Source organism: Deinococcus planocerae (assembly GCF_002869765.1).
GTDB lineage: Bacteria > Deinococcota > Deinococci > Deinococcales > Deinococcaceae > Deinococcus > Deinococcus planocerae.
The window spans coordinates 1-23,393 of the sequence record NZ_PNOR01000024.1; the positions used below are offsets into that span (position 1 = coordinate 1).

A 23,393-nucleotide genomic window follows, 5' to 3' on the forward strand; every position below is an offset into this window, starting at 1 on the left:
GATATGGCAGTAGGAAGAGGTACGTGTCGTCGTCCACGTCGCTGGGGTAGCCTCGCCGGGTCACCCCCGCATTCTGCCCTGCCCAGACTCTTACCCGAAAGTTCAACCGTGTTCTTGGCAGCCTCTACAGCGGGATCGCGGTCCACCCCGAGCTGGGCAAGGCCACTGCGGCTTACCCTAAGGGCGTCCTGCACCGCCTAGTGCAGTTGCTCGACGAACACGTACGCCCCTTTATCAGCGTTTACCACGACTTTGATGTGGTGGGACAGTTTTACGGAGAGTTCCTGAAGTATACTGGTGGCGACAAGAAAGCCCTGGGCATCGTCTTGACGCCGCGCCACATCTGCGAGCTATTCGCGCTGCTGGCCGATCTGACACCTGACAGTGTAGTGGCCGACACCTGCACTGGCACCAGCGCCTTCTTAATTTCCAGCATGGTAAATATGGTTGGCAAGGCGACTACCGACGACCAGGTGGGGAAAATTAAGAAGCACGGCCTGATCGGAGTGGAGCAGCCGCCGCAGATGTTCGCCCTTGCGGCTTCCAACATGATCCTGCGCGGTGACGGGAAGGCAAACCTTTACCAGGGGTCATGCTTCGATGAGGGTATCGTGGCCGCCGTCAAAGCGCACCAGCCCACAGTCGGGATGCTGAATCCGCCCTATAGCCAGGGCGATGCATCGCTCCATGAGTTGCGATTCATTCAACAATTGCTCGATGTCTTGGTGAAGGGTGGCCGCGCCTTCTGCATCGTCCCGATGTCCTGTGCCATCGCGCCCCACCCACTGAAGGCCGAGCTGATGACCCATCATACGCTGGAGGCCGTCATGTCCATGCCCACCGAACTCTTTTACCCCGTGGGTACCGTTACCTGCATCATGGTCTGGAAAGCGGGCACGCCGCACGCGACCACCAACCGCAAGACCTGGTTCGGCTACTGGAAGGACGACGGCTTCTCCAAGACCAAACACCGTGGCCGTATCGACCTCCATGGGCGATGGCAGGCAATCCGCGACCGCTGGGTGGAGATGTACCGTGAGGGCGAGGAGCACGCTGGCGAGAGCATCAAGGCTAAGGTGGGGCCGACGGACGAGTGGTGTGCTGAGGCGTATATGGAGACCGACTACAGCACGATCACGGAGGCCGATTTCGACGCTGTGTTGCGCGACTACGCGGTGTTCCATATGACTGGCGGCCAAGTGGCCGTGCCCGAGGATGAAGGGGCTGCCGAGTGAGGTTGGTGCCCCTCTCCGACCTCTTCCACGTCGTCTACGGCGTCAACCTTGAGCTGAACCGCATGACGCCCGACCCTGCTGGAGTCGCCTTCGTCGGTCGCTCGGATCGCAACAACGGCGTGACTGGCCGCGTTGCCGCCGTGCCAGGGATCGCCCCCCTGCCCGCCGGCACTCTCACCGTCGCCGGCGGCGGCTCGGTCATGGCCGCTTTCGTGCAGCCTGAGCCGTACTACTCGGGCCGAGACCTTTACTACCTGACGGCGAAGGTGCCCATGACCCTGCGCCAGAAGCTGTACTACTGCGCCTGCATCACTGCGAACCGTTACCGCTTCAGCTACGGCCGCCAGGCGAACAGGACTATTCGTACCCTGCGCTTGCCGGCGCTTGCGGCCCTGCCCGCCTGGCTCGATAGCGCCGGCGATCAGCCGTTGGAGAAGTTGGAAACGACTCTGGATACTCTAGAAAGCACGCTGGCCTAGGGGCGAGCCCTTACCCTGCTAGAACGTCGCTCTGGCTGATACAGTCCCCCCGTGCCCGGTCCCGAAGTCCTTCTCTACGGCCTCCCGCTCGCCTTTCTCGCCGGATTCATCGACGCCATCGCGGGGGGCGGCGGCACGATCACGCTGCCCACCCTCTTTTTCATGGGGCTCTCGCCCGCGCAGACGGTGGCGACGAACAAGCTGCTCGCCATCTTCGGCTCGGGGAGTGCGACGGTGCAGTACTGGCGCAAGGGGCACGTCGAGCGCGCGCTGGTCCTGCGGCTAATCCCGCTGGCCCTGATCGGGAGTGCGTTCGGCGCCTTCCTCGTGCGCTTCGTGGACCCGGACGCCTTCCGTACCCTCGTCGGCGTGGTGATCCTCGGCGTGGGGGCGCTCGTGCTGGCGAACAAGCGCTTCGGGCTGGAAGACCGTTACCCCGGGCTCACGGCCCGCACCCTCGCCCTCACGCTGCCCGGCGCGTTCGTGATCGGCGTGTATGACGGCTTTCTCGGCCCCGGCACAGGCACCTTCCTGATGTTCCTGTTCGCCTTGGCGGGCTTCAACCTCGTGCGGTCGAGCGGCAACGCGCGGACGATCAACTTCGCCACCAACCTCGGGGCCTTCCTCTTTTTCCTGATCGGGGGGCAGATGGTCTGGTGGATCGGCCTCCCGATGGGCGTGGCGAACGCCGCCGGGGCCTTCGTGGGCGCCCGCATGGCGATGCTGCGCGGCAGCGGCTTCGTCAAGGTGGTGTACGCGGGCATCGTGCTGCTCGTGGCGGCGCGGCTGCTCACCCAGTAGGGCCACCGACCCCCCTGCGGTCCCCACCGACGCGCCCCACGAGCAGGAGCCCCCGCGCGTGTTGGCGGGGGCTCTCCTGCTGACGGGGCTCAGTCGGTGATGAAGGTGTGCTCGCTGTCGTTCAGCGTGCGCCCGCCTCCCTGATCCCAGGTCATCGCGCTCGTGAAGAGGTCGTCACCCTTCTGGCTCGCCACGACCTGGAACTCGAAGGAGATGCGGTCGTCGGGGTCCATCCGGTCGACGTGGAAGCGGAAGCTGCGCTGGTCGGCGGCGGGCTGCGCGGTCACCGTCGACCCGCTGGCGGTGAACGTCCAGGTGGACGGGTCGCGCAGGTCGACGCGGCGGTCCGTGACGGTGCCGTCGCTGTTGCGCAGGCGCACGAGGATCGAGGTGCTGTTGATCAGGTTCGCCATCCGCGGCAGCGCGGCGTTGACGAACACGTTGGTGGCCGGGGCGACGCCCTCGTTCTCGTAGTACAGGTCGTACACGTACCGCGAGCCGACCGGGTAGGCGTCGGTGAGCGTGTCCTGGAGAAACTCGGTGTTCGAGAGCACGTTGTCCCACAGGTCGCGGCCCCACGCGGGCTGCCCCACGATGTCCACCGAGGCGCAGTCCTCCAGGAAGTTGCGGCCCCGGTCGAGCGTGTACGCCGCGCCCGGCTGGCCGTTGTCGGGGCCCTCGAACTGCTGGTACTCGCCCGGGTTGCCGCGGTAGAGCTGGTTGAGGTTCCAGCCGAACAGCCGCACGCAGTTCACGTTGCTATTGCCCACGACCTCGCCGCGCAGCGACAGCGTGAACGAGCGCGAGGTGCCGTTTTGCAACGTGCCGAGGTTGAGCCCCACCCGGCGGTCGCCCGAGTTCGCCTGGTCGAAGCGTTCGAGCGGGATGATGTTGCCCGCCGCGTCGCGCGCCACCGGGCCGCTGAAGCCGGGGCCGTAGGTGTCCTCGACCCGGGCGCTTTGCAGGAAGCCCTCCTGGCCGTACTCGTTCGGGAAGAGGCCCTTGAGGCGGGCGTACGCGGTGCGGATGCGCGGGTCGAGCTCGTTCACCGTCGAGCGGTCGAAGTTGAACACGTTGATCAGGAAGCTCGCCTGCTGGTTAGAGACGACCTCCTGGTCGAGGGCCGTCTTGGTGATGCGGGCGACCGGGCGCACGACGTTGATGTACTTGTAGCTGTCCACCTCGGCGGCGTTGCTCGCGCTCGCCTTGGCGCGGTTCTTGATGTCGTAGGGGTCCTCGTACTCGGCATTGAGGTCGGCGTTCGTCTCCGGGGGCGTGATGCCGAAGGCACCCTGGAGGTTCGTCACCGGGTCGGAGGTGCCGTCGCGGTCGTTGTCGTTCCAGGCGTAGCCGGGCTTGTGGCGCGGGTACACGTCGATGGCGATGCGCAGCTCGGCGCCCGCGGCGAGGTCGCCGATCTCGTTGAAGTCGATGGTGTGGGTGTTCAGGTCGTAGTCGGCGGCCACCGTGCCCGCGTTCGCCCCGCCCGCGTCCACCAGCCGCGCGCTGCCGAGCACGTAGCCCAGCTCGGCGGGCAGCTCGTCGCGCACGGTCACGCCGCGCGCCGCCGTGGTCGAGGTGTTGCGCACGCGGATGGTATAGGTGTACGTCTTGCCGACCGTGAAGTTGTCCTCGGTCGTCGCCGTGCGGGTGCCGGGGTCGAGGCGCGGGGGCAGGGTCACGTCGTCGGGGGCGTAGGGGTCGTGGGGCGGGGTGTTCGGGCTCGTGCGCTCGAAGCCCGTCCAGGTGACGATGTTCGGCCCCGTCTTCTCGATGGCGAGCGTGGCACCGCTGAAGGTCTTCGTGAAGTTGTAGCTCTTGAGCAGGAAGTCGTACGCCGTGTTGCCGTACTGCACCCGGTAGAAGTAGTCAGCCCGGACGCCCGCCGTGAGGGGCAGTTCCTGCGCGTTCGCGTCGAGGGCCGGGCGCAGGTACACCGACTGGCCGCCGCTGGCGTTCACGCTGCCCGAGCCGCCCATCGCGCTGCCGTTCGTGGTGAGGAAGAGCCGCGCGAGGTCCGACTCCTGCCCGGCGACGGGCACCAGGGTGTAGCGGACGTAGCCGGGGAACTGCTCGCCGCCGACCGGGAAGGGGCCGGTCTGGGGCTGCTTGGTGTAGGCGACGGTGGCGAACTGGTGGATGCGCTGGCCCGCGTTGAAGAAGTTGTTCTCGAACGCGCCCACGTTCCCGCCCACCCGCTGGCCGCTGGGGATCGGGGTGGTCGTCGTCGCGCCGAAGCTCGTGTCACCGCTGTAATACAGGTGACTCATGTTCGTGAAGAACATCTTGAACTCGGCGAGCGCGGCGCTCGTGGGCGAGTCGGACGTGTCGGTCGCGCTCACCACGAACTTCACGGGCGTGCCCTGGGCGGGCGCACTCGTCGCGTACACGGTGAAGCGCACGATCCCCTGCTCGTCGGAGAAGGCGGCGGAGGTCGTCGCGGCCTGGGCGCCGAGCCGCACGGGCCGGGCGGAGCGGTCCTGCTGCACGTGCCCAGCGATGATCGTCACGTCGTCGCTGTCCGCCGAGATGCTGACGCGCGCTCCGGGCACGGGGGCGCCGCCCGCGTCCCGCACGACCATCTCGACGAGCACGGGCTCCTCCGTCTGGGAGGCGAAGAGCAGCACGTTCTTGTTGGCGTTCGCCTCCCGCAGGCCGTCGAGGGCCGCCCCCTGGCCGTCGGTCACGGGCGTGTCGCCGCTCAGGGCGATGCTTCTCACCTGCTGCTGGGTCGCCTGGGCGGTGCGGTAGGTCAGCGTGACCGCCGCGTCCTTGTTCGCCGCGCAGTCGAGGGTCACGGACTGCGGCGTGTTGGCCGCCACCTCGTAGCCCTGCATCTGCCCCGCGCTGACGCTGTAGGCCCCCGGCGCGAAGGTGGTCGAGAGTTTTTGCCCGCTGACCGCCGTCCCCGAGAAGACGACCTTGCCCGCCGCGTCGCGCACGTTGACGGGGGCGGCGACCGTTCCCCCCACGGGGGCGACGTTCTGGAGGTTCACGGTGATGCTGGCGCAGCCCGGCGCGGGCGTGGTCGGGGCCGGGGGCTGGGTGCCCGGCGGCTGGGCGATGGGGCCCGGGGCGGTGGTCTCGGGGGTGGGCGTGGTGCTGCACGCCGCGAGGGTCAGGGCTCCGGTCAGGGCCAGACCGACGAATCTCAGTCCCTTCATCTGGGTACCTCTTGGCAGGCGGGGCACATCCTGACGGCACGGTGAGCCGCCACAAAAGCCAGACAAAGTGGCGCTTGCGTCCCACACGGGTTAGGATGCCGTGAACCGATGCCATGTCGGTTCACCGTTTGGCTCTAGATGTCGCAGTCGGGGCCTTTCAACGGGTAGCGGCGCTACGGTGGCCGGGAGCGTGACGTGCTCCTAGGCCACTGGCCGCTGTTTTGAACTCTTCGGTGATCGGCGGACAGAGGAAGCCTTCAAACTCCTTTGGCACATCTCACGCTCTGTCAGCGGGTCGACCGACCACACCTCCACTTCTTCGGAACGGGAAACTTCAGACGGGGGCGCCAGCAATTACCCAGGGGTAAATCTCATCTCCACCTCCCCCATTTTGTTAGGTTTGTTACACGATAAGCAGCCCCAGAGTTCTCATGGTGAGAAAGTTTAAGCGTCCGCGAAATCTCCGGTGACGTGAGCGTGCTGTCTGCCCATAACTGGCCTCCAGAACAAACAAAAGCGTCTCCCAGGCGCCCCGGCCCGTCTTGGGCTTTCTCACCCTCCCGCGTCTGCTTTCTTCGGGGAGGGTGCGTCGTCTCCCCGTGGGGCGAAAGTGAGTCGTGTCGGGGGCCGCAACCGTGCCCCACCCCCCCGTCCCCTGACCTGTCCGGCGCGAGAATTCCGGCATGACTTCCCCTTCAGGCAGCACGCAACAAGCCATCCTCGCGGGCGGGTGCTTCTGGTGCACCGAGGCCGTATTCAAGGACGTGCGCGGCGTCCTGCGCGTCGAGAGCGGGTACATCGGCGGGCACGTGCCCAACCCCGATTACCGCAGCGTGTGCGAGGGCACCACCGGACACGCGGAGGCCGTGCGCCTCACCTTCGACCCGGCGCAGGTCAGCTTCCGGGACCTCCTCACGCTCTTTTTCGCCACGCACGACCCCACCAGCCTCAACCGCCAGGGCGGTGACGTGGGCACCCAGTACCGCAGCGCCGTCTTTCCCGTGAGCCCGGAGCAGGAGCGCGAGACGCGCGAGGTGATCGCCGACCTCGGGGCTCAGGCCGTCTTCGACCGCCCCATCGTGACCACCATCGAGCCCGCGGGCGAGTTCTACATGGCGGAGGACTACCACCAGGACTTCTACGCCCGCAATCCGCGCCAGGGCTACTGCGTGGCCGTGATCGCCCCCAAGGTCGCCAAATTGCGCCGGGAGTACGGCGAGCGCCTGCGGATGTAGCGGCGGGACAAGAGAAAGGCGGGACTCCGTAAGCCGTCTCTTCCCACGGGGTCCCGCCCTCCTTCAGGTGTCCAGCCTCTCCTCCAGCCCCCGCCGGAACCGGGCGGCCAGGGGCGAGGCGAGGTACCGCTCCAGGGTCGCGCGGTCGGGCTTCCCGCCCAGCCACGCGTCGAACACCTCGGCGACGGTGGGGGCGTCCGCGGGGGCGGGGGCCTCGCGGCTCACCTCGTCTCCGCGGCCCACGTCGCCCGTCTCCAGCACGCGGGTGTAGAAGCCGGGGCGGCGGGCCCGCGCGAAGCGTTTCACGAAGCCCGCGTCCTCCATCCGGGCGCCGAGGGTGCCGCAGGGGATGCGCGGCGCCGTGGCCTCCAGCAGCCCGGCCCCGACCCGGAAGCGCTCACCGACCCGCACCCCCGCCGATTCGAGGCCGCCGACGAGCAGGTTCTCGCCGAAGAGGCCGGGGTCGAGGGGACGGCCCAGCGTCTCGGCCCAGTGGTCGTAGTCCTCGCGGGTGTAGATGTAGACGGCCTGGTCGGGGCCGCCGTGGTACCGGCGGTTCATCACCCGGTCGCCGTCGAGGCCCTGAGCGCTCACCTGGACGCGGCCCGGCACCGGGTGCTTGCGGATGCCCGTGACCACCGTGCGGTGGCCGACCTGGGCGGCGGTGGGCTGGCCGACGTTCACGCTGAGGACCTTCACGCGGGCCGCCCCGCCCGGAGGGTGCTGTGGCTCATGCCGCAGGCTAGCAGCCGGGGTGGGGGAGGGGGACCCCCGCCGAGTGTGCCCGCCTTCTCCCCCCGGGGGGCGGGGCGGGGGGTAGCCTGCGACCGTGCTCGCCCTCCTCCTTTCCCGCCCGCTCGCCTGGGTGCTGGTCCTCCTGACGCTGCTCGCGGGTCCGAGGTCGGAAGCGGGCCGGGCCGTCTTCCCGGCGGGCTTCGAGGTCGCGCGCGGCGCCCTGCCCCGGCCCGACCTCGCCCCGCTCGACGGGCTCGGCCTGAACGCCTGCCCGCCGCCCGACTCCCCCCTCGCCCGCCTGCTGCATCGCCGGACGCGGGGGCAGGGGGCCGCCCTGAGCTGCGGCAACCGGGTGGAGGGGCTGCTGCACTTCCCGAACGCCGAGCCCGCCTACAGTGCCCAGCCGCGCCGCCCGGAGGGGGCCTTCGGGCTGCTGGAGGACAGGGTGCGGGGAACGCGCCGCGAACTCCTGATCGCCAACATGCTCTGGGACGACGGCCCGGACGCGCCGGGGGCGGGCCTCGCGCGGGCCGTCGCCGACTTGCGCCGCGACCTCGCCGCGCACCCGGAGCGCCACCCGCAAGGGCTCACGGTCCGGATCATGCTCGGCAACTCCATCCGCCTCGGCGACCTCCTCGACCCGACCGCCAACGCCTACCACGCCGCGCGGCACCTGCTCGAAGCGGGGGTGCCCCTCAGCGGCGACACGCTGCCCGGCTGGCGGCTGGAACTCGCCAACTACACGTACGCCCTGCCCCACAGCCACGTCAAGCTGATCGTGCAAGACGGCGAGGCGGTGCTCACGGGGGGCTTCAACGTCAGTCTCTTCCACGTTCCGGCGCAGACCCCGGGCGGCCAGGGGCTCGCCGACCTCGGCCTGTGGGTGCGCGGCCCCGTCGCCCGGCACGCGGTCGCTACCTTCCGCGACGGCTGGCTCCTGAGCCGGGGGCTGACCTGCCACGCCCACCCCACCCCGGGGACGCTGCGCCGGGACTGCTCCTTCACGCGGCCCACCTCCCCGTGGCCGCTGGTCTGGACGCGCCCCGCTCCCGCCGCCGGGAGTGCCCGCGTGTATGGCCTGTACCGCCGCAGCGGCTACGCGGACGCCGACGACGCGGTGACCGCCCTGTTCGGCGCGGCGCGGACGAGCATCGACGTGATGCAGTCGCAGGTGAGCGGCACCCTGGGCTGCGTGGGGCGGCTCTCCGACCCCGGCGGGTGCCCGCCCGCCCTCCAGCTCCCGGTGTGGCGGGCCGCCGTCCGGGCCGTGCGCGAGCGCGGGGTGCGGCTGCGGCTCCTCCTCGACTACGACCCTCTCCTCCAGGCCGAGACGCTCGCCCTGCTGCGCGGCCTGCGGGCCGAACTCGCGCCCCTGGGCCTCGCCGACCACGTGCAGGCCCGCTGGTACGGCCCGGCGGGGGGAGTGCACACCAAGGCCGCCCTGATCGACGGGGAGCTGCTCACGGTGGGGAGCCAGAACCTCCACCACTCGGCCTTCGGGCCCCTGGGCCTGGGCGAGTACACCCTCGCCACGAACGACCCCGGGGCCAGAGGCGAGTTCGGGCGGATGTTCGCCTTCGAGTGGGCGCGTGCCCAGGCCATCCACGCGCCGTGGTGGCTCCCCGCCGACACGACGGGGAAGCCGCCCCGGGTGGAGCGGGGGAACCACCGGGAGTGAGGGGGCCCCGCCCCCCGCGTAACGCTGCCCCCCGTCCGCCGCGCGCCGCTGTGCTGCAATACGGGGGTGAGTCCCCAGGCCCGCCGCGACGCTTCCCCCTTCGACCCCGCCCTCGCCGCGGCGGGCCGCACGCCCACGCTGGTGGTGCTCGCCGGGCTCTTCATGCTGGCGACCACGCCCTTCCTCGGGCGGCTCCTGCAAGGCCAGACGGACAACCTCGCGCGCAACGTGCTCTACGCCGCCGCGACCGCCGTGCTGCTGGGGCAGGTGTGGCGCGGCAGCGTGTGGGCGTGGCGGCTGACCGTGGGCCTGAGCGTCCTCGCGGGCCTGCTCGTCTTCGTGGTGGGGATGCTCGCGGGCGTGAGCAACTGGCAGGGCTGGGTGGTGAGCCTCGCGGGGCTGGGCTTCCTGCTGCTGGGCACGTGCCTCGTCGGCGTCTCCAGCATCCGCGCCTTCCTCGACTCGCGCTGGTCACGCCGGGGGGGCCGCGCGTGACCGCCCCGCGGCGCTTCACCGTGCAGGGCACCAACAACGCCTTCACCTGCGTCCACTGCGGGGCGGAGGTCCGGCCCCTGGAGAACGGCTCGGTGCGCAACCACTGCCCGGTGTGCCTGTATTCGCTGCACGTGGACGTGCGGCCCGGCGACCGGGCGAACGGCTGCCGGGGGCCGATGCGGCCCGTCGGGGTGGAGCACAGCGGCAAGAAGGGCTGGGTGATCCTCTACCGCTGCGAGACGTGCGGCGGGGAGGGCCGGAACCGGGCGGCCCTCGACGACCCCCGGCAGCCCGACGACTGGAACGCGCTGATCAATCTCAGCGGGCGGCAGAGCTGACTTGGCAGGGCTGACCCGGCGGGGCCGGGCCCGGCCCCTCAGCTTTTGCAGCGCACGTCCTTGCCGAAGTACTTCTGGCTCAGCGCCGCGTAGGCGCCGCCCTGCATGACGCGGCCCAGGCCCGCGTTCAGGGCGAGGCGGGTGGAGTCGTTGTCCTCGCGCAGCATGATCCCGGTGGGCACGCTCCACAGCTCCGGGCCGAGGTGGATGTTCGCCTTGGGGAAGGTCTTTTTCAGGCCGGGCTCCATGACGCTGTAGACGAAGGTGGCGTCCACCGCACGCGAGAGCACGGCGAACATCAGGTCGTTCGAGGTGGCGTAGACGTTCACGCGCTTCTCGAAGGGGAGTTTTTGCGCGTACGCCTGCATGATCGACCCGGCGCTCACGCCGATGGTCTTGCCCACGAGGTCGGTGTGTCTGTTCAGCCGGGGGTCGAGCGACAGCAGCGACACGCCCGCGCAGGCGGTCGGCGCTGTGAAGTCCGTCCTGTTCTCGCGGGTGCGGGTGATGCCCAGGGCGCTGATCGCCACGTCGGCCCGGTCCTCCTGGAGGCGGGTCAGCAGCCCGTCGATGGGCACGGTCTCGAAGCTCACGCGCACGCCGAGGTCGGCGGCGAGCAGCCGCACGAGGTCGACCTCGAACCCCGCATACTGCCCGGCGTTGTCGAGGGTAAAGGAGGGAATGTCGCCCGGCGTCGCCACCCGCAGCACGCCCGCCGCCCGAATCTCGGGGAGCGTGCGCGCCCCGGCGTGCGGGGAGGCGAGGAGGGCGAGCAGGGCGACGGTCAGGGCCAGGGGAGAGCGGCGGGTCGGCATGGGCGGGGTCCTTTCGGGGAGGAGGCGTGCGGGGAAACGTTCACGGCAGCTTAAGAGAAGGGTTCTGTCAGACCCATGACACCCACGTTGTTAAAGGGAGGCGCCCTCCGGCCCCCGTCGCCCGGCAGGATGGGGGAGGCGGGGTCGCCGGGACAGGTTGCTATGCTGCCGGGCATGGTGCTCTGGCTGGTCGTGCTGTTCACCCTCCTGAGCGCGAGCCTGATCCTCGCGCTGACCCTCGGTCCGCTCAAGGCGGCGGCGAACGTCCGGGTGATCCGGCTCTTCGCGGCGGTGCAGTACGCGGCGGCCCTCCTGCTGGCGGGCGCCCGCCTGACGGGGCAGGCGTGACGGCCCCGGACGCGGCGGTGCGCACCCTCGACCTGCACTTCCAGGGGGTGCCCGGCGTGATCGCCGCCTCGGTCTTTGAGACCGGGGACGGCCTCGCCGTCGTGGACGTGGGGCCGGGAAGCACCCTGCCGGAGCTGGAATCGGGCCTCGCCTCCCTGGGCGCCTCCCTCGCGGACGTGCGGCACGTCTTTCTGACCCACATCCACCTCGACCACGCCGGGGCGACAGGGACGATTCTGGACCGGGTGCCCGGCGCGCGGGCCTACGTCCACGAGCGCGGGGCGGCGCACCTCTCCCGACCGGGGCGGCTGCTCGCCAGCGCGGCCCAGATCTACGGGGGCGAGATGGACCGCCTGTGGGGCGAGATGCGGCCCGTGGAGCCCGGGCGCCTGACCGTCCTCGCGGGCGGCGAGACGCTGCGGGTCGGGAGGCTGGAGGTGCGCCCGCTGTATACACCGGGCCACGCCGTCCACCACCTCGCCTACCACGCCGGGGACGACCTCTTCGTGGGGGACGTGGGCGGCATCCGGCTCTCGGAGCGGCAGACCCCGCGCGCCCCCACCCCACCGCCCGACATCGACCTTCCGGCGTGGCGGGAAAGCGTCGCCGCCCTGCGGGGGCTGGGCGCCCGCACCCTGCACCTCGCCCACTTCGGCGCGTCCCCCGACTCGGCGGATCACTGGGACGGCCTGCTCGCCTCCCTGGACGTGGACGCCGCCCGGGTCCGCGAGGGGCTGGAGCGCGGCCAGGACGCGGAGGAACTCACCGGGGCCTTCACCCGCGCCCTGCTGGACGAGCTGCGGGGGCAAGACCCCGAGCTGCCGGGGCGCTACGAGTTCGCCTGCCCCCCCTGGATGAGCGTGCAGGGGCTGGTGCGCTACTGGACTCGGGCGGCGGCGCGGGGCCGGGCCACGGGAGACGGGGGCTGATGCGCGTCCTCGTCGTGGGCGGGGGGGGCCGCGAGCACGCCATCGTGGACGCCTGCGCCCGGGCGGGGCACGAGGTCCTGTGCACCCCCGGCAATCCCGGGATCAAGCGGCAGGCCCGCGTCCTCGCCAGCCCCGGCGACCCGGCCTCTCTCGCCGACCTCGCCGCGCGCGAGGGGGCGGAGGTCGTGATCGTGGGGCCCGAGGCGGAGCTCGCCGCCGGGCTGGTAGACGCCTGCCGCGAGCGCGGCGTGCCCGCCTTCGGCCCCACCCGCGCCGCCGCCCGGCTGGAGGGAGACAAGGCGTGGAGCAAGGCCTTCATGCTCCGGCACGGCATTCCGACCGCCGCCCACCGCAGCTTCGGGGAGGTGGGGGAGGCGCTGGCGTACGCCGCCCGGCACCCCCTGCCCCTGGTGGTCAAGGACGCGGGGCTGCGCGCCGGGAAGGGCGTCACCATCGCCCGCACCCGCGGGGAGGCGCGGGCGGCCCTGCGCGACATCTTCTCCCAGGAGGACGCGCAGGCCGTGCTGGAGGAATTCATGACCGGGCAGGAGGTCACGGTCCTCGCGCTCACCGACGGAGAGCGGTACGCGCTGACCCCGCCGAGCCAGGATCACAAGACGATCTTTGAAGGCGACGTGGGCCCGATGACGGGCGGCATGGGGGTGATCTGCCCCTTCCCGCTCGCCGGGGACGACCTCGCCCGCATCCGCGCCGAGATCGTCGAGCCCGCGTTGGCCGGGATGTGCGCGGAGGGCCACCCCTTCACGGGCGTGCTGTACGCGGGCCTGATGCTGACCCCGGGCGGCCCCAAGGTGGTCGAATTCAACGCCCGCTTCGGCGACCCCGAGGCCGAGGCGGTGCTGCCGCTGCTGGACAGCGACCTCGCCCGGCACGCCCTCGACGCGGCGCGCGGGCACCTCGACCCGGGGACCGTCCGCTTCCGGGGGGGGGCGAGCGCCGTCGTCGTCCTCGCCGCGCCCGGCTACCCCGGCGAGCCGAAGCGGGGCCTCCCCCTCGGGCTGCCCGAGCCCGGCCCCGGCGAGATGATCTACCACGCCGGAACCGCCGAACAGGGGGGACGGCTCGTGAGCGGCGGGGGCCGGGTGCTTGCGGTGACGGCCACGGCGCCTGCGCTGAACGCCGCGCTGGGCCGCGCCTACGCCCTTGCGGAGCGGGTGGACTTTCCCGGGGCGCAGTTCCGGCGCGACCTCGGCGCCCGCATCGGGGCCTGGCCCGAGCCCCACCCCGTTTGACCCCTGCCCACCTCACGCGCTAGCATCCGCCTGCCCCGGACGCCGGGGTGAGGGCCGGAGTGGCGGAATCGGTAGACGCACTCGACTCAAAATCGAGCGGGAAACCGTAAGGGTTCGAGTCCCTTCTTCGGCACCAGCACAGCGGCACTGGCCCCTGCCCCGGCAGGGGTTTTTGCTTGCGCGGAGGCTACCTGCTAGAGTCGCTTCAGCAACGGCTGGCCGGAGGTCCCGAGGGACCGATCTCCCAGCCCTTCCCCGAGGTAACCCATGATCCTGACCCTCTTCATCATCCTCTTCGCCCTCGTGTGCGTGGGGCTCGTGTTCTTCGTGCTCCTTCAGGTGCCCAAGCAGGCGGGTCTCTCGGCCAGCATGGCCTCCGGCGGCTCGCTGCTCGGCGGGCGCGGGGTCGAGGGCGGCCTGATCCGCACCACCAGCGTGCTCGGCGGGTTGTTCATGCTGCTCGCCCTCCTGATCGGCGTCGTCTCGCGCTGAACGCCTCCCGAGGGGCCGCCGTTCCCAGTCCTGGGGCGGCGGTTTGCCGTTGGGTGGCCGTGGACCTTCCGCTCGGGATTGCAACTTGTTTCGCTGATAAATAAGTAACAATCTTCACCCGAACGTAAGGGTTCCTCTTGACCTCTTTGGAGTCGGTTCATATATTGGCGGCGCTGGAATCCATCTCATCTGTGTCCATCGTCGCCCGGCGTTTGCCGGGGAGGCGCCCGTATCCTGATCCCCAGTCCCGAGCCTCAGGAGGCTTCCTATGAAGAGAGCAATGTTCGTTGCCCTGGCGATGACCCTCGGGTCGGCTGTCGCGGCCCCCTTCGTGTACCCGGCAGCGTGGACGGCGGAGCAGAACACCGCGAACAAGCGCGGCGGCGAGTTCCGCAACTACACCATCTCGGACTTCAAGAGCATCAACCCCTTCACCGACGCCGAGGCGGTCAGCATCCCCGGCACGCTGGAGGCGGGTGCGGGGCTGTTCATCCAGGACCCCCGCAACGACGAGCTGATTCCCTACATGGCCGAGGGCGCCCCGGTGGTCAGCAACGGCGGTCGGCGCTTCGTGGTCAAGATTCGTCCCGGGATGAAGTTCAGCGACGGTCAGGCGATCACCGCCGACGACTGGATCACCACCTACCGCATCCACACCGACGACAAGGTGGGCAGCAACTCCTACGACAACTTCTTCCTGAGCAAGAAACCCATCACCGTTCGGAAGATCGACAACTCCACCCTCCAGTTCGACTTCCCGCAGCCCAGTGCCAAGGCCCTCGTCCTGATGAGTTACACGCCCTGGCCCGACCACATCTTCGGGGCGGCCTACCGCTCGGGCGGCGCGGAAGCGGTCAAGCGGCTGTGGACGCTCGGCACGCCTGCCAACCAGATCGTCTCGCCGGGCATGTGGACCCTGGAGAGCTACCAGGCGGGCGAGCGCACGGTTCTGAAGAAGAACCCCTACTGGGGCGAGTGGAACAAGGACAGCCGCGGCCAGGCGCTGCCGTACCTCGACCGCTACTCGTACCGGGTGACCACGGACCTCAACGCCGCGCTCGCCGCGTACCTGGCCGGGCAGATCGATACCTTCGCCCCGCGCAACGCCGACGACCTCGCGCAGATCAAGCGGGCCATCGACGGGGGCAACCTCAAGGCGACCTTGCTGCCCAACGTGAGCCCGCAGGCCCAGAGCCAGTGGATCACCTTCAACTGGAACAAGGCGTCCGATCCCGACAAGCAGCGCCTCTTCCGTGACGTGCGCTTCCGGCGCGCGATGAGCCACATCGCCAACCGTCAGGCGATGGTGCAGCTCGCGCTGGGCGGCCTGGGCAGCGAGAACTACTACTCGGTCTACCCGATCTTCAAGAATTACATCAGCGACGCCGCGCCCAAGTACCGCTACGACCTCGCGCAGGCGACCCGGCTGCTCTCGCAGATCGGGTACACCCGCAAGAACGCCCAGGGCTACCTCGTCAACAACGCGGGCAAGGTGCTGGAGTTCAATCTCTCGACGAACGCGGGCAACACCGTGCGCGAGCAGCTCGGGCGCATCTTCGCGGACGAGGCGAAGAAGGTCGGCGTCAAGGTGAACTTCACGCCCATCGACTTCAACAACCTCGTGGGGCAGCTCACCGCCAAGGGCGAGAATCGGCCCTTCGACGCGATCTTGCTCGGTCTCTCGGGCGGCGACAACATCTGGCCCTTCGGTCAGAACACGGTCCCCTGCGGCGGCAACCTGCACTCGTACAACAATCCCACCAACGGCGCCTGCCTGACCCCGCAGGAGTCTTTGATGACCAAGCTGTACTACCAGGGCGACGCCACCCTTAACGTGGCCCAGCGCCGCAACATCGGGGCGCAGCTTCTGAAGGCCGAGGCCGAGCTTCAGCCGGTGATCTACCTCGTGGGCGGGAACTTCCACGTGACCTTCAACGAGCGCCTGGGCGGCGAGCACCCGCGCGAGCTGATGGACGCCTACTACGGCGCGCGCAACATCGCCCTGACGTTCATCAAGTAATCAGGCCGCCACCACGGCCCCCGGGGGTGGCTCGCGCGAGCGGGCTGCCCCTACTGCGTGACCCCCCACGGCATCAACAGGAGCCCCGATGATTCCATTCCTCCTGCGGCGGGCCCTTCAGGCGATCCCGACCCTGCTGCTCGCCAGCGTCCTGATCTTTTTCGTGATCTCGCTCGCCCCCGGCGACTTTCTGACCCCCGCCAAGCTCAACCCCAACATCAGCCCCGAGCAGATCGCCAACCTCGAGCGCAGCTTCGGCCTCGACCGGCCCGTCTGGCAGCAGTATTTCCTGTGGCTGGGCAACATGCTGCGCGGGGACTTCGGGCTGTCTTTCCAGTACCAGCAGCCTGTGCTGGGCGTGATCTGGCCGCGCATCGTGAACTCGCTGTGGCTGGTGCTGCTGATCACGGTGATCTTTTACGCGGTGTCCATCCCGCTCGGGGTATTCGGGGCGGTGCGCCAGAACTCGCTCGGCGACAAGAGCGTCAACGTCGTGCTGTACTTCCTGCTGGGCTTTCCCTCGTTTTTCATCGCGCTGATCGTCTTGTACTTCATCGTGCAGGCGCGCTTCGCCACGGGGTGGGACATCCCCATCGGCGGGATGCGCAGCGAGAACCACGCCGAGCTGAGCCCCCTCGCGCAGGCGCTCGACATCGCGCGGCACCTGATCATCCCCGCGCTGATCCTGGCGATCACGGACGCGGCGGGCCTGACGCGCGTGATCCGCGGCCAGATGCTGGAGGTTATGCGCTCGGACTACATCCGCACCGCGCGGGCCAAGGGAGTCAGCGAGAGAACGGCGATCTGGAAGCACACCTTCCGCAACGCGATCTTGCCCATCGTGGCGGGGATCGGCGGCACGCTGCCGGGGCTGATCGGCGGGGCGGGCTTCATCGAGGTGGTGTTCGCCTACCCCGGAATCACGCCGATGCTCCTGAACGCGATCAATACCCAGGACCTCTACCTCATCGCGGGGTTCACCATGATCACGACCGTCTTGCTCATCATCGGCAACGCGATCAGCGACATCCTCCTCGCGGTGGTCGACCCGCGCGTGTCGGTCTCGTAAGGAAGGCTTGCCGTGACCACGACCGCTCCCCAGCCCCGGCAAGCCCGCGCCCGCCGCCCCCAGTCGCAGTCGCAGTTCTCGGTCGCGTGGGGCCAATTCCGCAAGAACCGCCTCGCGCGCATCGGCGGCACTTTCCTGCTGCTGCTCTACGCCCTGGCGATCTTCGCGCCCTTCGTGGCGCCCGACGGCCTGTCGAACTACTCGACCACGAACATCACCCGCTTCCACCCGCCGACGCCGGTCCACGTCCGCGACCCGCAGGGCGGGGGCCTGACCCGGCCCTACGTGTACCAGTACGCCCAGCAGCTCAACCTCGACACCTTCGTGAACGAGTTCAAGCCCACCCAGACCCGCTGCCCGATCTACTTCGGGGTGCGGGGCGACGCGTACCGCCTGCTGGGGCTGATCCCGGGCAACCTGCACCTCTTCGGCACGGGCAACCCCGACTGCAAGGTCTACCTCTTCGGCGGCGAGGCGCTGGGGCGCGACCTCTTCACCCGCACGATGTACGCCTCGCAGATTTCGCTGACCATCGGCGTGGGGGCGGTGCTCCTGAGCACGGTCATCGGCCTCTTTATGGGGGCGATGGCGGCCTATTTCGGCGGGATCGCGGACACGCTGATCATGCGCCTCGTCGAGGTGCTCGCGTCCATCCCGGGGCTCTTTCTCCTGATCCTGCTGCGGTCGGTCTTTCCGCAGAACATCAACCCGATCTTCGCCCTGTACATGATCCTGGGGCTGCTCGCCTTCATCTCGTGGGGGGGGCTGGCGCGGGTGGTGCGCGGCCAACTGCTGAGCGTGCGCGAGCAGGATTTTGTGTCGGCGGCGCGGGCGCTGGGGGCCGGGAACGGGCGCATCATGTGGCGGCACATGCTCCCCACCATGACGACGTACGTGATCGTGCTGCTCAGCCTCGGCATCCCCGGCGCGATCCTGACGGAATCGGGCCTGAGCTTTCTGGGGATCGGGGCGGTCGAGCCCTACGTGTCGTGGGGCAGCCTGCTCAGCCAGGCGCAGGAGGGGGGTTTTGCCTCCATCACCCAGCGGCCCTGGGTCCTCATCCCGGGATTCTTCATCGTGCTGACGGTGATGTGCTTCCAGCTCCTGGGCGACGGGCTGCGCGACGCCTTCGATCCGCGCAAGCGGCAATGAGGAGGGAACGCGAAGATTCGGGCGCGGGCCACACGCAGGGCCCACCGGGACTGTATGATCCCCCCATGTTTGCAAGCCCGTGCTCCACGGAGGCCAGATGACCCTGCCCACGACGGTCCAGACGATGACTGCGCCGAGCGAGACCCTGCTGGCGGTCAACAACCTGAAGACGTACTTCTACACCGACGACGGCGTGGTGAAAAGCGTGGACGGGGTGACCTTCCACATCAAGAAGGGCGAGACCCTGGCGGTCGTGGGCGAGTCGGGCTCGGGCAAGAGCGTGACCAGCCTCTCGATCATGCGTCTGATCGCCTCCCCGCCCGGCAAGATCGCGGACGGTGAGATCTTGTTCGTCGGCAAGGACGGCGCGCGAAAGGACCTCGTGCGGCTGCCGGAGGCCGAGATGCGCCGGATTCGCGGCAACGACATCTCGATGATCTTTCAAGAACCCATGACCAGCCTCAACCCGGTCTACACGGTGGGGGACCAGATCGCCGAGGCCGTGATGCTCCACCAGGGCAAGAACAAGCGCGACGCGATGGGCGTGGCGACCGACATGCTGCGCTTCGTCGGCATCCCGGCGCCCGAGAAGCGCGTGAACGAGTACCCCCACCAGATGTCGGGCGGGATGCGTCAGCGCGTGATGATCGCGATGGCGCTCTCGTGCAAGCCCGCCCTCCTGATCGCCGACGAGCCGACCACCGCGCTCGACGTGACGATTCAGGCGCAGATTCTGGACCTGATGCGCACCCTCCAGAAGGAGGTGGGCATGAGCATCCTCTTCATCACCCACAACCTCGGGGTGGTGGCGGAGATGGCCGACCGGGTGGTCGTGATGTACGGCGGGCGCGTGGTGGAGGAGGGGGACGTGGTGGAGATCTTCAAGGCGCCGCGCCACCCCTACACGATGGGGCTGCTCAACTCGGTGCCGCGTCCCCAGGACCGCGAGCCGGGCCAGCCCAAGGCGCGGCTGGAGGCGATTCCCGGCAACGTGCCCAACCCACTGAACCTGCCGCCCGGCTGTCCCTTCGAGCCCCGGTGCAAGTTCGCCGTCCCCGAGTGCAGCGAGGCGGTGCCGCCGCTGTACGACACGGGCGGCGGCCACACGGCGCGCTGCATCCGCTGGCACGAGTTCGAGCAGGCCCAGCAGGGGGTGGGCGCATGACGACCGTGGTGAACCTCAGCACCGTGGGGCGCCCCGTGCCCGCGACCGGCGAGACGCTGCTCGACGTGCGCAGCCTGGAGAAATACTTCCCGATTCGCGGCGGGCTGCTCTCGCGGGTCGTGGCGAACGTGAAGGCCGTCAACGACGTGTCCTTCCAGCTTGGCCGCGGCGAGGTCGTCGGCCTGGTGGGCGAGTCGGGCTCGGGCAAGACCACCGCGGGCCGCGCGATCCTGCGGCTGATTGAGCCGACGGGCGGGCAGGTGATCTTCAACGGCACCGACATCACCAAGCTCGGTAAGGGCGAGCTGCGCGACTACCGCCGCGAGATGCAGATCATCTTCCAGGACCCCTTCGCCTCGCTCAACCCGCGCATGACGGTTTCGGACATCATCGGTGAGGCGATGCAGATCCACAACCTGCACCCGGGCCGCGAGCGGGTGGACCGCATCGCCGAACTCCTCCAGAAGGTGGGGCTGCGGCCCGAGCACATGCGGCGGTATCCGCACGAGTTCTCCGGCGGGCAGCGGCAGCGCATCGGCATCGCCCGCGCGCTGGCGGTCAATCCGTCCTTCATCGTGGCGGACGAGCCGGTGTCGGCGCTCGACGTGTCGATCCAGGCGCAGGTCGTCAACCTCCTTCAGGACCTTCAGGAGGAGCTGGGCCTGACGGTGCTGTTCATCGCGCACGACCTCGCGGTGGTGGAGTACATCTGCGACCGGATCATCGTGATGTACCTGGGCCGGGTGATGGAGATCGCCCCCAGCCGCGAACTCAACCGCAACCCCAAGCACCCCTACACCGAGGCGCTGCTCTCGGCGGCCCCGGTGCCTGACCCCACCGTCAAGCGCCAGCGGATCATCCTGGAGGGGGACATCCCCAGCCCGATCAACCCGCCCAGTGGTTGCGTCTTCCGCACCCGCTGCCGTTACGCGGTGGACGAGTGCTCCAAGGTCGTGCCCGAGCTGCGCGAGGTCGCGCCCAGTCACTTCAAAGCCTGCATCCGCGACGACATTCTGTAAGCTCTGCGCCCTCGGCGGTCAGCCCCCCTCGCCCTGTGCGGGGGCTTTTCATTTCCGCGGTCGCTGGCCCCCTGTCCAAGCTGTCGCGTTTCTGACGAAACCTCTCACACGTCACAATTCAGCCCGCGGCAGGATGCGGCCATGCAACGCACCCTCATGGCGGCGGCTCTCCTGCTCGGCACGGCCTCGGCGGCGGACCTGCGCATCTACCCCAGCTTCACGGAAGTCCGCGAGCCCGTCCGCGCGACCGGCAACACGCTCTCCGTCATCCTGCCCGAGGCGGCCTATGCGGGCCTGATCCCCGGCACCCTCGACCTCGACGGCCTGACCTTCACCAGCGCGGTGCAGCGGCAGGAGGCGAACTGGCTCGCTTCTCTGGAGGGCAAGACCGTGTTCCTGCGGCGGGACGACGGGACGCAGGAGAGCGTGACCCTGATCCGCGCCCGTGACCTGCTGATCCGTGACGGCCAGGGCCGCTACCGCACCGCGCGCTACGAGGACCTGGCCTTCGACGTGGCCCCGCCGCCCAACCCCCTCTCGCCCTCGCAGACGCTGACCTTCACGCTGCCGCAGCCCGGGACAGGCGCGTTGTCTTACCTCACCCGCGCGGTCACGTGGTCGCCGCGCTACACGCTGAAGGCGAGCACGACGGGCGCGCAGCTCTCGGCCCTCGCCGACATCCGCAACGCCACCGACCTCGCCTACGACGTGCGGGGAACCGAGCTGTACGCGGGCGACGTGAATATTCAGGGGGGACCGCCCGCGCCGTTCGCTGTGGAGACTCGGGCAACGGCGGCGGATGCTGCGGCTGGCGTCGTCGCTCCCGCCCCCAAGATCAACACCCTCGGCGAACTGCGCGGCCTGTACCGCTACGCCCTCTCCTCGCCCTTCACTCTCCCCGCCAACTCGGTCGTCACCCTGCCCTTCCTGACGCCGAAGCTCACGGCGTTCGAGCGGTACGCGGGCCTGAACACCTACTTCACCCCGCAGAACTCCTCGGGCACCCTGAGCCGCTTCTACCGCCTGGGGGCCGACGAGCGCCTGCCCGGCGGGCCGCTGACCGTGCGCGAGGAGGGCCGCATCGTCGGGCAGACGACGATCTCCGAGACGGCCAAGGGCGCCGAGATCGAGTTCAGCCTGGGCGACGACCCGGACGTGCGCTTCGAGCGCGCGGTGCAGACGAACGTCAACCAGCGCAATGCCCAGGGCAACCCGGTCCGCACGACCTACCGGGTGACCTACACCTTCGAGAACGGCAAGGACCGTCCCGTCCGCGCCGAGGTGACCGAACGGGTGGGCGGGCGCCGGGTGAGCGTCGACGGCGTGGCGCGGGGCCAGAACGCCGCCGCCGAGCTGCGGGTGGACGTGCCCGCGAACGGGAGGGTCAGCCGGTCCTTTGTCCTCGTGGTGGACAATTCGTAACCGCCGGATGAGGCAATGGGGGGCGCAGGGCGTCAGGCGGGCTGCGCCATCTCCGCCCCCTGACGGTGCAGGCGCACGAAGGCCTCGACGATCCGGGGATCGAACTGGGTGCCCGCGCCCCGCTCCAGCTCGGCGAGGGCCCGCTCGGGAGGCCACGGCGCCTTGTAGGGCCGCGCGCTCGTGAGGGCGTCGTACACGTCCACGACCGCGAAGAGCCGCGCCAGGGCCGGGACCGCCTCACCGCGCAGGCGGTCGGGGTACCCGGTGCCGTCCCAGCGCTCGTGGTGGTGGCGCACGATGCCCAGGACCTCGACCGGGAGGAAAGGCAGCCTCTCCAGCATGGAGTGCCCGATGGTCACGTGTTCCTCGATCACGGCGCGCTCCGCGGGGGTCAGGCGACCCGGCTTGAGGAGCACGGTGTCGGGGATGCCGAGCTTGCCGACGTCGTGGAGGTAGGCCCCGCGCCGCAGGAGTTCCTGGGCCTCCTCGCCGAGCCCCAGCGCCCGGGCGAGCGCCACGCTGAGTTCGGCCACGCGCAGGGTGTGGCCCTGGGTCTCGAAGTCGCGCTGCTCGAGTGCGAGCCCCAGCGCGAGCAGGGTGTGCTCGTGGGCGGCGCGCAGTTCCTGCACCGCCTGATGCTGGGCGAGCCGGGCCGCGAAGAGGCGCACCACCGCGTCGATCATCGTGCGCTGGGCGGAGGGAAAGGCGCGGCCACCGGGCCGTGACAGCAGGATCAGGGCGCAGACGTGGGGCTGCGGCTCGCCGAGGTGAACGGGAATCACGTCGATGACGCCGGAGACCCGCACGAGGGGGTGGTCCAGGCCGCGCAGGGTGATCCAGGTGTCGCCCGTGCTCCAACCCAGGGGGGCCAGGGCGGGCAGGGGCTGATGCAGGGCGGGCGCAAAGCCGCCGCTGGCCCCCAGCACCCGGGGCTCGTGGCCGATCCCGACGAGGGCGATGTCCTCGCTGACCCCCAGTTGTTCGAGGGCCCGCAGGGTCGCGGCCATGACCTCCGCGCTGCTCGCCGCGTGCGCGACCCGCAACCCGCCGACGTCCAGCGCCTGTAAGGTGCGCGCGAAATTGCGCTGTGCCCGCAGCTCGCGTTCGCGCAGCCACGCGATCACGACCAGAATCACGCTGCTGGCGATCAGACCCGTCAGCAGAAGGACCCACGGCTGGCCCGCATAGACCGTCAGCCGCAGCGGCAGCGAACTCAGGGCGCTCAGCGGCAATGTCCAGCGCAACCCCGCCCAGCCCTCGCGCCAGGTCCAGGGCAGCAGCAGGAAAATGACGAACACCATCACGCTGCCCGGTGGCCGCACCACCGCGCACGTCACCACGAACAGCGCGAGCGCCACGAGGGTGAGGAGGCGGTAGGTGCCAGACGACGCGTGGAAACGGGACAGAAGGTGTCGCGCGGCAGCGAGCATGACAGGCCGGACAGTACCACCCGGACGATCACAGCCTTCTCACATTTAAGGGTCCCGGGTCTTGACCTGGAGCCGAGTCGTAGCCTCCCCACGCTGGCGACCAGCACAAGCCGTGTGCC

The 23,393-nt window shown here is 69.6% G+C and carries 21 protein-coding genes and 1 tRNA gene; 18 read left to right on the forward strand and 4 right to left on the reverse strand.

The annotated features are described in order from the left end of the window. Window positions 1-206 precede the first annotated feature (206 nt). The 3 genes from A7B18_RS14080 to A7B18_RS14090 are packed head-to-tail and all read left to right on the forward strand — an operon-like array spanning window position 207 to window position 2,515. Window positions 207-1,235 carry an HsdM family class I SAM-dependent methyltransferase gene (locus tag A7B18_RS14080; RefSeq protein ID WP_219722134.1) on the forward strand — a complete coding sequence of 343 codons (1,029 nt, stop codon included), beginning with the start codon at window positions 207-209 and terminating at the stop codon, window positions 1,233-1,235. Window positions 1,236-1,240: 5 nt separating this feature from the next. Further along, window positions 1,241-1,714 carry a restriction endonuclease subunit S gene (locus A7B18_RS14085; protein ID WP_146009545.1) on the forward strand — a complete coding sequence of 158 codons (474 nt, stop codon included), beginning with the start codon at window positions 1,241-1,243 and terminating at the stop codon, window positions 1,712-1,714. A 51-nt stretch (window positions 1,715-1,765) separates the two neighbouring features. Continuing rightward, complete coding sequence (locus tag A7B18_RS14090; protein WP_102127338.1) at window positions 1,766-2,515, forward strand: TSUP family transporter; 750 nt, start codon at window positions 1,766-1,768, stop codon at window positions 2,513-2,515. A gap of 89 nt (window positions 2,516-2,604) precedes the next feature. Here A7B18_RS14090 and A7B18_RS14095 read toward each other — a convergent pair whose 3' ends face one another. Continuing rightward, window positions 2,605-5,679, reverse strand: coding sequence for a DUF11 domain-containing protein (locus A7B18_RS14095; RefSeq protein WP_102127339.1), 3,075 nt, complete (start codon window positions 5,677-5,679; stop codon window positions 2,605-2,607). 683 nt (window positions 5,680-6,362) lie between these two features. Here A7B18_RS14095 and msrA point away from each other — a divergent pair. Further along, entirely contained in the window at window positions 6,363-6,914 is a 552-nt protein-coding gene (gene msrA, locus A7B18_RS14100; protein ID WP_102127340.1) for a peptide-methionine (S)-S-oxide reductase MsrA, read from the forward strand. A 63-nt stretch (window positions 6,915-6,977) separates the two neighbouring features. On the opposite strand, the gene A7B18_RS14105 is transcribed toward msrA, so the two are convergent. After that, complete coding sequence (locus A7B18_RS14105) at window positions 6,978-7,613, reverse strand: MOSC domain-containing protein (protein WP_102127341.1); 636 nt, start codon at window positions 7,611-7,613, stop codon at window positions 6,978-6,980. 130 nt (window positions 7,614-7,743) lie between these two features. Here A7B18_RS14105 and A7B18_RS22260 point away from each other — a divergent pair, with 130 nt between their 5' ends. The 3 genes from A7B18_RS22260 (at window position 7,744) to A7B18_RS22270 (ending at window position 10,160) form a co-directional block, all read left to right on the forward strand. After that, the gene (locus A7B18_RS22260) at window positions 7,744-9,327 is read left to right on the forward strand and encodes a phospholipase D-like domain-containing protein (protein ID WP_219722135.1); all 1,584 of its coding nucleotides are present in this window, start codon (window positions 7,744-7,746) and stop codon (window positions 9,325-9,327) included. Between the two features lie 66 nt (window positions 9,328-9,393). Then, window positions 9,394-9,822 (forward strand): hypothetical protein, encoded by a 429-nt coding sequence (locus tag A7B18_RS22265; RefSeq protein WP_245872891.1) that lies wholly within the window; start codon window positions 9,394-9,396, stop codon window positions 9,820-9,822. Beyond that, a complete protein-coding gene (locus tag A7B18_RS22270; RefSeq protein ID WP_219722136.1) occupies window positions 9,819-10,160 on the forward strand; it encodes an RNHCP domain-containing protein in 342 nt (113 codons plus the stop codon). Before A7B18_RS22265 ends, A7B18_RS22270 begins: the two co-directional genes overlap by 4 nt. A 38-nt stretch (window positions 10,161-10,198) precedes the next feature. Here A7B18_RS22270 and A7B18_RS14115 read toward each other — a convergent pair whose 3' ends face one another. Then, window positions 10,199-10,975 carry an ABC transporter substrate-binding protein gene (locus A7B18_RS14115; protein WP_102127342.1) on the reverse strand — a complete coding sequence of 259 codons (777 nt, stop codon included), beginning with the start codon at window positions 10,973-10,975 and terminating at the stop codon, window positions 10,199-10,201. 174 nt (window positions 10,976-11,149) lie between these two features. Between A7B18_RS14115 and A7B18_RS22035 the strand changes: the two genes are divergently transcribed. The 11 genes from A7B18_RS22035 to A7B18_RS14170 all read left to right on the forward strand — a co-directional run bounded on the left by A7B18_RS22035 (window position 11,150) and on the right by A7B18_RS14170 (window position 21,844). Continuing rightward, window positions 11,150-11,323 carry a hypothetical protein gene (locus tag A7B18_RS22035; RefSeq protein ID WP_180970172.1) on the forward strand — a complete coding sequence of 58 codons (174 nt, stop codon included), beginning with the start codon at window positions 11,150-11,152 and terminating at the stop codon, window positions 11,321-11,323. After that, a complete protein-coding gene (locus A7B18_RS14125; protein ID WP_102127344.1) occupies window positions 11,320-12,252 on the forward strand; it encodes an MBL fold metallo-hydrolase in 933 nt (310 codons plus the stop codon). The genes A7B18_RS22035 and A7B18_RS14125 overlap by 4 nt, the downstream gene beginning before the upstream one ends. After that, window positions 12,252-13,505, forward strand: coding sequence for a phosphoribosylamine--glycine ligase (gene purD / locus A7B18_RS14130; protein ID WP_102127345.1), 1,254 nt, complete (start codon window positions 12,252-12,254; stop codon window positions 13,503-13,505). The genes A7B18_RS14125 and purD overlap by 1 nt, the downstream gene beginning before the upstream one ends. A 53-nt stretch (window positions 13,506-13,558) precedes the next feature. Beyond that, window positions 13,559-13,641: transfer RNA gene (locus A7B18_RS14135), tRNA-Leu, on the forward strand. Between the two features lie 131 nt (window positions 13,642-13,772). Further along, complete coding sequence (gene secG / locus A7B18_RS14140; RefSeq protein ID WP_102127346.1) at window positions 13,773-13,997, forward strand: preprotein translocase subunit SecG; 225 nt, start codon at window positions 13,773-13,775, stop codon at window positions 13,995-13,997. A 268-nt stretch (window positions 13,998-14,265) separates the two neighbouring features. Next, window positions 14,266-16,017 (forward strand): ABC transporter substrate-binding protein, encoded by a 1,752-nt coding sequence (locus A7B18_RS14145; RefSeq protein WP_102127347.1) that lies wholly within the window; start codon window positions 14,266-14,268, stop codon window positions 16,015-16,017. Window positions 16,018-16,105: 88 nt separating this feature from the next. After that, window positions 16,106-17,086: an ABC transporter permease gene (locus tag A7B18_RS14150; protein WP_102127348.1), complete on the forward strand. Its 981-nt coding sequence runs from the start codon at window positions 16,106-16,108 to the stop codon at window positions 17,084-17,086. Window positions 17,087-17,098: 12 nt separating this feature from the next. Further along, window positions 17,099-18,238 carry an ABC transporter permease gene (locus A7B18_RS14155; protein ID WP_102127349.1) on the forward strand — a complete coding sequence of 380 codons (1,140 nt, stop codon included), beginning with the start codon at window positions 17,099-17,101 and terminating at the stop codon, window positions 18,236-18,238. A gap of 124 nt (window positions 18,239-18,362) precedes the next feature. Continuing rightward, window positions 18,363-19,403, forward strand: a complete 1,041-nt coding sequence (locus A7B18_RS14160; protein ID WP_102127392.1) for an ABC transporter ATP-binding protein — start codon at window positions 18,363-18,365, stop codon at window positions 19,401-19,403. Continuing rightward, window positions 19,400-20,422, forward strand: a complete 1,023-nt coding sequence (locus A7B18_RS14165) for an ABC transporter ATP-binding protein (RefSeq protein WP_102127350.1) — start codon at window positions 19,400-19,402, stop codon at window positions 20,420-20,422. Before A7B18_RS14160 ends, A7B18_RS14165 begins: the two co-directional genes overlap by 4 nt. Window positions 20,423-20,563: 141 nt before the next feature. Next, window positions 20,564-21,844, forward strand: coding sequence for a DUF4139 domain-containing protein (locus A7B18_RS14170; protein WP_102127351.1), 1,281 nt, complete (start codon window positions 20,564-20,566; stop codon window positions 21,842-21,844). Window positions 21,845-21,876: 32 nt separating this feature from the next. On the opposite strand, the gene A7B18_RS14175 is transcribed toward A7B18_RS14170, so the two are convergent. Next, window positions 21,877-23,274 (reverse strand): HD-GYP domain-containing protein, encoded by a 1,398-nt coding sequence (locus A7B18_RS14175; protein WP_102127352.1) that lies wholly within the window; start codon window positions 23,272-23,274, stop codon window positions 21,877-21,879. Window positions 23,275-23,393: the final 119 nt, after the last annotated feature.